The organism is Geofilum rhodophaeum (genome assembly GCF_002210225.1).
Taxonomy (GTDB): domain Bacteria; phylum Bacteroidota; class Bacteroidia; order Bacteroidales; family Marinilabiliaceae; genus Geofilum; species Geofilum rhodophaeum.
In genome coordinates this window covers 1-8,731 of the sequence record NZ_MWUJ01000038.1, presented here as the reverse complement: position 1 = coordinate 8,731, position 8,731 = coordinate 1, and the positions used below count along the sequence as shown (strand labels likewise).

Below are 8,731 nucleotides of genomic sequence, written 5' to 3'. Positions count from 1 at the left end.
TACCCAGGTTCTCCTCCATCCAGTCGCTGATCTCCCGCGTACTGTTGCCTAACGCGTATAAGCCAATGATGCGGTCAGCTACACCTTCGGCCAATATACGCTCCCGCTTTTTGATAAACTCCGGTTCAAACCGGGAATCCCTGTCTCGTGGCGTGTGAACTGTAACCTCACCCAGGGAAGTCTGAACTTGCTTGCGATTATATCCATTGCGGCGATTACCCGATAAGCGTTCCTCTTCATCCATGTGAACATCCATCTCACCCTCCAATGCTGCATTCAGAAGGTTCTCCAGTAATGGCGCAAATGCACCGTCTTTTCCTAAAAGAGGCTTGCCGGCTTTTAGCTGCTCCAGCGCCTTGGCTTGAAAGGACTTGTAATCAAAATCTTCCATAATGTAAACTATTGTGTAAAAGTAATAAAAAAATGAATTTATTATTTGACACAGTTTACTTTACAGTCTCCTTTAATCAAGAGTAGGAACTGATTTTTCTACTACCCAAACATCCTCAACTCCACAATCTAAGTAAATCCAATCATTCCAGTTCTCAACAACCCACTTCCAATTTAGACCGAAATTAGTGGATAGTGCATCTTTAGGTAATCTTACCAATAGAGAACCTGCTTTATATCCAGATATAACATACAAGACATAACGTAATTCTCCATTATCAAAAGACTCGGCAACCATAAAGTCTACGACCTCCTCATAGGGATATTTTGCTTTACAGCGAAATACACACCCTCTACTTATATCTTGCTTATAGTCTAGTAATCTTGATCTTTGTTCCATTTTCTATCCTCTTATCTCTATTATATCCCCAATCTTCGTACTAGGACACTTTGATAGAAAATCTCTTCGCAGATTCCAATCAGCCTTTCCAACGCCTTGAGCAGCTAGTTTAATGCAGTTTGTGCCATTCTTCTGATTGATGGAATCTATCATTTGCGAAATGCGTTTTTGCTTTTCTCTATCTCTTGGGTCAAAAAGGTCGTGCATATAATTGGTTTCGCTGATGATATGCGTAAGTATAACTCCAGCTTTTTTGTATTCATAACCCTCTCTGTAAATCTCTTTCAGAGCACAACTAGCATGCTTGATTATCTCCATTGTATCAGCAGTAGGGAAAGAAAATTGCATTGCCTTAGATGGAAAATATTGTTGTAAATCTTCTCTGTGGCGATTGGTATAAGCAAAAACAATCATGCCCTGTGTTAATGAATTTTGTTTTCTCAACTTCGCAGCACAAGCTGATGCAAAGTTAGCAATAGATTCTCGTAAAGAATCGAAGTCTGTAACCATTTCACCAAAACTGCGAGAGGTGCAAATTTGTTGTTTTTCAACTACAGAATCAGAAGTGATGCAAGGCTCTCCATGTAGTTCTAACCAAGTACGTTCACCTACAACAGTCATCTTGCTACGCACCCATGAACGAGATTTTTGAGTTAAATCGTAAGCTGTTTTGATTCCATAATATTCTAAAGTCTTGGTCGTTTGCCTCCCTATGCCCCAAATGTATCCTACTGGAGTCTTCTGTAAAGCTTTAATTCTTTTTTCATCAGAATCCATTATACAAACTTTGTTATAAGCAGGATATCGTTTGGCAAAGCTATTAGCCAATTTGGCTAAAGTGCGTGTTGGAGCAATACCAAGTGAGACAGGTATACCAGAACTTCGACAAGTTGTTCTCACTAGTTTCTGTCCAAATTCTGAAAAGTTTTCGATACCAGCCAAGTCCAAGAATGCTTCATCAATAGAATACACATCTATTTCGGGAACTTGCTCAGCTAAAATGGACATCACTCGCCTTGATAAATCTCCATAAAGTGTATAATTTGAAGAGAATACATTGATATTTTGTTGTCTTATTAAGTCTTTGATTTGATAGAATGGCACACCCATCTTCACACCTAACCTCTTAGCCTCTTCACTTCTTGCAATTATTGCTCCATCATTATTCGAAAGCACAACAATAGGTTTTCCATCCAAATTTGGATTGAAAACTCGCTCACATGATGCGAAGAAATTATTACAGTCGATGAGTCCTATCATATTAAACAGACTTCTTTTGTGCTTTTTCTATATTCTCTTTTACACGAAATAGTGTAATTTCAGCAATAAGGTCGTAAGGAATGGATTCAGTGTATAGAAATTGTATACCTCCTTTAGATATGGTATATCCTTCTAATTTATCTTTAAAAGCTTCAACACCTGACGGATCTGGATAAAAGCCTAGATGTTTCTTATATGCAGCAAAGTGCACCAAATTACCATGTAATATAAAAGTTGGTATTCCGTACTTTATAGTTTCTTCTAATTCAGTGTTGCACGACAAAATTATTTCTCGCACTCTCTTTAAAATCTCTTGAATATTTTCAGGAAACTTTTGGATGTATGTTTCTATTGTTTCTTCTTTCATCTCCTCCTCTTATTTTGAATACAATACGTTACAATTCCCCAAATTAAGAAATCATTTTCGATTGTCACTTTTATTGGTTCATAATTCTCGTTGGCTGGTTCTAGCCAAATAACATCTTTTTCTAGTTTGATGTATTTGATAGTGAACTCACCATCAATAAAGCAAACGGCCATATCACCGTTCTGAAGCTCTAGCGATTTGTCAATCACTAGAATATCGCCATCATGCACATTAGCATCTATCATGCTATCACCCTTTACACGTCCATAGAAAGTGGATGCAGGATGTTTTATCAACTCCTTATTCAAGTCGATAGCACTTTCAATATAGTCTTGCGCTGGACTAGGAAACCCAGCCTTGATTCCTCCATCTGCATAGGGCAAAGAGAGTTCTAGACTTTGGTCGGATGGATGTATTTTGAGGTTTGTTTTATTCATGGAGCAAAGGTAGGAAAGAATATTTTTATTCTTGATAGATTCTATTTGGCAATAATTATTCCTTCAAAATCGTCATATAAAAATCCTCCAACTTTAACTTGCCATATTGATTTGCAATATTATCCTGAGCCATAGCTGAAAGGAAAAATTCAAATGGACCATATGCTTTGGAAGATGTGAATGTTCGCAACACCCAAATAGAGAGTTTGCGAGTCCAATCTGGCAGAAAAGTAATCTTGAGAGGTTTATTCAAAACTCGCAATGCTATTTTGGCAATATCCTCTTGTGTCAGTATCTCTTGTCCTCCAGCAGTTTCCTCTCTGTTGCCAGCAATCATTTTGTCAACGCAAACAACTGCTAGATCTTTACCATCTATAGGGTTGAGCTTAAACTGTCCATCACCAAACAAGTAAACTCGCCCCTTCTTAGCCATTTCTAAAAAGTCCTTCATATCTGAGAAAAAACCATTAGGACGCATAATGCAATAGTCCAAACCTGACGATTTCAATTCATTTACAAAACGTTCTTTTGCCTCAAAAATCTTTAAGTGTCTTTGTTTATCTCCATTAATGGCAGAAATATATTCAAATTTCTCTACTCCTGATTTTTTAGCTTCGTATAACAAGTTCACATTTCCTTGATAATCTACATCCATGTAAGTCAAGTCCTCTTTTTGCCTTGTGATGCCAATGGTAGAAAACACCCAATCTATATTTTCTGCAATACTAACAAGTGTTTTGGGCATGGTTATTTCTCCTACAAAAAAGTCGTCCACATCTTTGAACAATTTCTTTTGGCTTTCTTTTCTGATTAATACTCTTACCCAGTATCCTCTACTTTTTAGCTCATTGACAATGTGTTTCCCTAAATAACCAGTAGCTCCAGCAACTAATACTTTTTTCATGTCCTTTTTGCTGTAAAGATAGGGTGATGAATTAGCTATTGTACTTGACGATTGTCAAGAAATCATCGTTTCAGAATGCGACTTTTGATGCGGCTCAATGTTTCAGGTGATACACCGAGGAAAGATGCAATATATTGTTGAGGCACATTCTGAAAAAGTTCGCTATTGCTTTCTAATAATTCAAGGTATCGCTCTTCGGCTGTTTGAGTAACAAAAGATGCAATTATCTTTTGACTGGCAATCAATTCATTTTCGGTAGCTATACGTCCTATTGCTTCAAACTTGGAATCTTTTTGGAGCAAAGTTTCTACCTTCTTCTTATCCAATATAACTATCTCAGATTGACCCATAGACTGATAATTCTCTTTAGCAGCAATACCTAGATTATAGCTTTCTCCAGCACATATAAATTGCCCTTGCGAATAGAAAAAAGCTGTTTTCTCATCCACATCCACTTTGTAAAATAATCGGATACAGCCTTTCGTTACAAAATAGAGTTCATTTGCTATTTGCCCTTCTTCAAAAAACACCTCATTATTTCGCAGTTTCCTTATTTCAAATAAAGACATGAGCACTTCGCACTCTTCATCTGATAATGCGACATAGGTTTTGATATAGTTTATTAGTTGATTCATATGGTGTATCTAATTTAGCAATCATTTATTATGAAATGTACAATTTACAACAACTTTTCCTTTCCCATCCCAGCTCCACAATCCCACTATGTCATCTTCTTGTTCGGTGTTTAGTTCATCAGGAATAGGTATGAACGGATTTTCTAAGATAACGATTTAGGATAGTTGATTTTAAAATTTATATTAGCCCTCAAATAAACCGAGCAGTAAAAAATAAAAGTTATTTTTACAACTGCTATGGAAAAGAGGAAAAATTTTACATCGAAAATCAAGGCTGAATTAGTTTTATCCTTGTTGCGTGGAGAGGATCCGGAGCTGCTTAGCCGTGAATACGGAGTTACTCTGGCTGATATCAACCTTTGGCGGGATCAATTTATCGAGAGTGGTACCGACGGGTTCAAACGTAAACCCGACGATTCGAGGCTGGGTGCTGCCGAGCGTAAGATCGGGCAACTGCAGATGGAGCTCGAACTCACAAAAAAAAAGAACGAATTGGCAGCAAAACTAAAAAGGAAATAATCTCCATGCTGATAGAGGAACATTATCCATTAACCGGGAAACCATATCCGAAGCGTTTGATATTCAAGGTAGTCGGCTACAGCAGCAGCACCTGGTATGAAAACCCTACTCCCAAAACAGGGAAACGGGGCAGAAAACCCAAGCATAGCGATGAAGAGGTTTTACAGGAGATTAAGGAAGAAATTAAGAAGAGTACATTCAACGCTGAAGGTTATCTGAAAGTGAAGAAGCGCATGGGTAAAAGGAAGATAAACGCTCTGGTAGCCGGCAAGGCACGTGTGAACCGCATCATGCGGGAAAACAACCTGCTGAGCCCCTACAGAAGGCCCGGGAAGACGAATAAGCGCGAACATGATGGTACTATAATCACGGATGCACCCAATGTAATGTGGGCCACTGACGGGAAGAGGTTTTGGATTGATGGGTCAGGTTGGCATTGGTTCTTTGGTGTGATCGATCACTTTAACGATGAGATTATCTCATGGCATATTGCAAGGAAAGGCAACCGGTTTGCCGCCATGGAGCCTGTTAGGGCCGCTGTACGGAAGACTTTCGGTTCGGTAGGTAAGGATGTGTGTAAAGGAATGAAGTTGCAATTAAGAAGCGACCATGGCTCGCAGTATGACTCTGCTGATTTTATGAATGAAATGAAATTCCTGGGATTGGAGGTGTCCAAAGCGTTTGTACGGTCACCGCAATGCAACGGGATAATAGAGCGGTTTCACCGCACCCTGGAAGAACAGGTGTTGCAAACAGAAACATTTTCTTCCTTTGAGGAAGCTTATAACAGTATTAATCAATTTATTAATGACTACAACACGGATTGGATATTTCATAGACTGGAATACTGTTCTCCTGTAGAATACAGGGAAAAGTACGCCGAAAGCCAGCGAAAAGAAAATGATGACATACCATCGGGCAATAAGGATCCTGAGGTTCAGCTTGTCCTCATTTCAAGTGGCTCAATGCCACGAAGAAATGAAATAGCTCTTCAGTCAATGATAAAAGGGGCAATTACTTACAGTAACACCCCTTCAATAAATCCTTCGGTATAATATATCACCATCGGATCAGCTTGTCCGATACAAAAGTAATAAAAAAGATTAAATACAATTAATGTGCTCGGTTATTACGGGCTAATACAGTTGATTTTAAAATTTATTTTCTACCTTTGTCACACTATGCGGCAGTAAATAATATAATTAGAAATACGAATTCAAGTTCTTGTGGTACATTCTACCATCAAGGATGTATTTTTTATGTGATGCATTTCTACAAAGCATCCGCTATATTATTTACAAAATCAAATGAAAACTATAAATATAGGTATTCTTGCACATATTGATGCAGGAAAAACCTCCATTACTGAGAACTTGCTATTTGCTAGTGGAGCAACTGAGGTACGTGGAAGTGTGGACAAAGGTAATACCACAACCGATTCGATGGATATTGAAAAACGAAGAGGTATCACCGTTAGAGCTTCTACAACGTCTATTCAATGGAACGATACAAAGATTAATATTATCGACACTCCTGGACACATGGACTTTCTAGCAGAAGTGGAACGCACTTTTAGAATGCTAGATGGTGCTATTCTTGTGGTGTCTGCTAAAGAGGGTATTCAAGCTCAAACGAGATTGTTGTTCAATGTCTTGCAACAACTAGAAATTCCAGCCATTCTATTTATCAACAAAATAGATAGAGAGGGAGTAAATCTAAATCAGCTTTATTTCGAAATACAAAATAGCCTTTCAAAAGATATTCTTCTTATGCAATCCGTTGATGGCAAGATTTTAACTTCTAGCTGTACAATACACAACATATCAGAAAAGGACAGAGAAACAATTTTGGAGAAAGATGATTCTTTGCTTGAAAAATACTTAAGCGATACGCAACTCTCAAATTCAGACTATTGGAGTTCAATGATTCATCTTGTTCAATTCGCTAAACTACATCCTATCTACCATGGCTCAGCAATGTATGGCATTGGTATCGAAGATTTGCTAAACTCAATCACTACTTTTATTGAAACATCTCTACCTCAAGAGAACGATTTATCTGCCTATGTCTATAAAATTGAGCATAATAAGAAGGAACAGAAACGAGCCTATCTAAAGATTATAGGGGGAAGCCTTAGAACAAGAAAATCATACAACCTCAATGGCTCAGATGAGAATCTGAAAATAAGAAGTTTAAAGACCTTTTACGCTGGAAACGAAATAGATGTAGATGAAGTTTCTACAAACGATATTGCAATTTTAGACCATGCCGAAAGTCTGATGGTAGGTGATTATTTAGGAACAATGCCAAGTTTATTTGATAAATTGAATATTCCTAGTCCTGCTCTCAAATCATCTATACATCCTGCCAAAGTAGAGGATAGGAGTAAATTAATTTCTGCTATGAATGTATTATCGGTAGAAGATCCATCTTTAACGTTTGGTATCAATGCTGATAATAATGAGCTAGAAGTTTCTCTTTATGGAGCAACTCAACGGGAAGTTATTTTGACTTTGTTGGAGGAGCGATTTTCGGTAGATGCTTACTTTGAAGAGGTGAAAACGATTTATAAGGAACGTCTGAAAACGAAATCGGAATACACCATTCATATCGAAGTGCCACCTAATCCTTATTGGGCATCTATTGGCTTGATTATAGAACCTTTGCCAATCGGTGCGGGACTTACGATAGAGAGCGATATTTCATTGGGCTACTTGAATCAATCTTTTCAGAATGCAGTATTCGATGGAGTCAAGAAAGCCTGTGAATCGGGTTTGTATGGCTGGGAAGTAACCGACCTTAAAGTCACTTTTTCTCACGGAATCTATTATAGTCCAGTGAGCACACCTGCCGACTTTAGAAGTTTAGCTCCCTATGTTTTTCGATTGGCTTTACAACAAGCTGATGTTGAGTTGTTGGAGCCAATCTTAGATTTTAAATTGCAAATTCCAATAGCTGTGAATGCTAGGGCTATTACAGACATCAACAAGATGCAAGGCGAAATATCTACTATTACTTCAGATGGTGATTGGACTACTATTTTGGGTGAAATTCCTTTAGATACTAGTAAAGAATACTCAGCAGAAGTCAGCTCCTACACTCAAGGCTTGGGCATTTTTGTTACTCGATTTTCGGGCTATCAAATCACCAATAAAAAGGTAAGCAGAAGTGTAGAACTGAATGAAAAAGATAAATTGATGTATATGTTTGAGAAGGAATTAGGATAAGAGAATGATAAGCAAAATAATCAAAGAATGCATTCTCGCACTATTTTTGTATCTTGTTCCTACAAATTAACTATACAATTATGTCTGAAAGAAAAATCCCTATATATCTAGAATGTGGTTATAGCATTGCTATGCAGGTGCTTGGCGGAAAGTGGAAAATTTGCATCATAGAAGCACTTCGAGATAAGCCACTACGCCCAAGTCTGATATTCAAGGAGGTGCCTGATGCAACAGAACGTGTAATAAATCAACAACTTAAAGAATTGTTGGAGTATAAGATTATAGATAGAAAAATTTATGCAGAACAACCACCTCGTACTGAGTATTTTCTGACTGATTTAGGTCGTTCCGCATTTCCTATTCTAGACGCATTGGACCAATGGGGCGAGGAAAATAGAAAGTTCTATGAGGAGTTGTTTAATGCTGAAGATGAAGACTAAATGGACTTTAAATAAAAAACAGTGCTTATATATCCAAAGAATATATAGGCACTATTTCTATCGATAATATAATTTAGCTGAGTTGTTTTGTGGCAGCTATTACAATTTCTCGGATACATACATTTTGTGGTTGTGTAAATTAAACTGTGTCA

11 protein-coding genes are annotated in these 8,731 nt (G+C 37.7%); 4 read left to right on the top strand and 7 right to left on the bottom strand.

Going from position 1 to position 8,731, the window contains the following annotated elements; genetic code table 11:
• The 7 genes from B4W65_RS16650 to B4W65_RS16620 form a co-directional block, all read right to left on the bottom strand.
• A partial coding sequence (locus tag B4W65_RS16650) for a transposase (RefSeq protein ID WP_262487828.1) occupies nucleotides 1–391 on the bottom strand: 391 nt, incomplete at its 3' end.
• Nucleotides 392–463: 72 nt separating this feature from the next.
• Nucleotides 464–790, bottom strand: coding sequence for an Imm45 family immunity protein (gene imm45, locus B4W65_RS16645; protein ID WP_088656294.1), 327 nt, complete (start codon nucleotides 788–790; stop codon nucleotides 464–466).
• A gap of 3 nt (nucleotides 791–793) precedes the next feature.
• Nucleotides 794–2,050, bottom strand: a complete 1,257-nt coding sequence (locus B4W65_RS16640; protein ID WP_088656293.1) for a Y-family DNA polymerase — start codon at nucleotides 2,048–2,050, stop codon at nucleotides 794–796.
• Nucleotide 2,051: 1 nt separating this feature from the next.
• Nucleotides 2,052–2,417, bottom strand: a complete 366-nt coding sequence (locus B4W65_RS16635; protein ID WP_088656292.1) for an iron chaperone — start codon at nucleotides 2,415–2,417, stop codon at nucleotides 2,052–2,054.
• The gene (locus B4W65_RS16630) at nucleotides 2,414–2,854 is read right to left on the bottom strand and encodes a LexA family protein (protein WP_088656291.1); all 441 of its coding nucleotides are present in this window, start codon (nucleotides 2,852–2,854) and stop codon (nucleotides 2,414–2,416) included. Before B4W65_RS16630 ends, B4W65_RS16635 begins: the two co-directional genes overlap by 4 nt.
• A gap of 55 nt (nucleotides 2,855–2,909) precedes the next feature.
• Entirely contained in the window at nucleotides 2,910–3,758 is an 849-nt protein-coding gene (locus tag B4W65_RS16625; protein WP_088656290.1) for an SDR family oxidoreductase, read from the bottom strand.
• A gap of 62 nt (nucleotides 3,759–3,820) precedes the next feature.
• The gene (locus B4W65_RS16620) at nucleotides 3,821–4,393 is read right to left on the bottom strand and encodes a Crp/Fnr family transcriptional regulator (protein ID WP_088656289.1); all 573 of its coding nucleotides are present in this window, start codon (nucleotides 4,391–4,393) and stop codon (nucleotides 3,821–3,823) included.
• Nucleotides 4,394–4,630: 237 nt separating this feature from the next.
• Between B4W65_RS16620 and B4W65_RS16615 the strand changes: the two genes are divergently transcribed.
• The 4 genes from B4W65_RS16615 (at nucleotide 4,631) to B4W65_RS16600 (ending at nucleotide 8,579) form a co-directional block, all read left to right on the top strand.
• Nucleotides 4,631–4,912, top strand: a complete 282-nt coding sequence (locus B4W65_RS16615; protein WP_045089652.1) for a hypothetical protein — start codon at nucleotides 4,631–4,633, stop codon at nucleotides 4,910–4,912.
• Nucleotides 4,913–4,917: 5 nt separating this feature from the next.
• Entirely contained in the window at nucleotides 4,918–5,967 is a 1,050-nt protein-coding gene (locus tag B4W65_RS16610) for an integrase core domain-containing protein (RefSeq protein ID WP_088656288.1), read from the top strand.
• A gap of 252 nt (nucleotides 5,968–6,219) precedes the next feature.
• Nucleotides 6,220–8,139 (top strand): tetracycline resistance ribosomal protection protein Tet(36), encoded by a 1,920-nt coding sequence (gene tet(36), locus B4W65_RS16605; protein ID WP_088656287.1) that lies wholly within the window; start codon nucleotides 6,220–6,222, stop codon nucleotides 8,137–8,139.
• Between the two features lie 80 nt (nucleotides 8,140–8,219).
• On the top strand, nucleotides 8,220–8,579 hold the full coding sequence (locus B4W65_RS16600; protein WP_088656295.1) for a winged helix-turn-helix transcriptional regulator: 360 nt from the start codon (nucleotides 8,220–8,222) through the stop codon (nucleotides 8,577–8,579).
• Nucleotides 8,580–8,731: the final 152 nt, after the last annotated feature.

Bases quoted from the DNA above. Each gene is read 5' to 3' on its own strand.
- imm45 (WP_088656294.1), bottom strand. From the start codon at position 790: ATGGAACAAAGATCAAGATTACTAGACTATAAGCAAGATATAAGTAGA.
- B4W65_RS16640 (WP_088656293.1), bottom strand. From the start codon at position 2,050: ATGATAGGACTCATCGACTGTAATAATTTCTTCGCATCATGTGAGCGA.
- B4W65_RS16635 (WP_088656292.1), bottom strand. From the start codon at position 2,417: ATGAAAGAAGAAACAATAGAAACATACATCCAAAAGTTTCCTGAAAAT.
- B4W65_RS16630 (WP_088656291.1), bottom strand. From the start codon at position 2,854: ATGAATAAAACAAACCTCAAAATACATCCATCCGACCAAAGTCTAGAA.
- B4W65_RS16625 (WP_088656290.1), bottom strand. From the start codon at position 3,758: ATGAAAAAAGTATTAGTTGCTGGAGCTACTGGTTATTTAGGGAAACAC.
- B4W65_RS16620 (WP_088656289.1), bottom strand. From the start codon at position 4,393: ATGAATCAACTAATAAACTATATCAAAACCTATGTCGCATTATCAGAT.
- B4W65_RS16615 (WP_045089652.1), top strand. From the start codon at position 4,631: ATGGAAAAGAGGAAAAATTTTACATCGAAAATCAAGGCTGAATTAGTT.
- B4W65_RS16610 (WP_088656288.1), top strand. From the start codon at position 4,918: ATGCTGATAGAGGAACATTATCCATTAACCGGGAAACCATATCCGAAG.
- B4W65_RS16600 (WP_088656295.1), top strand. From the start codon at position 8,220: ATGTCTGAAAGAAAAATCCCTATATATCTAGAATGTGGTTATAGCATT.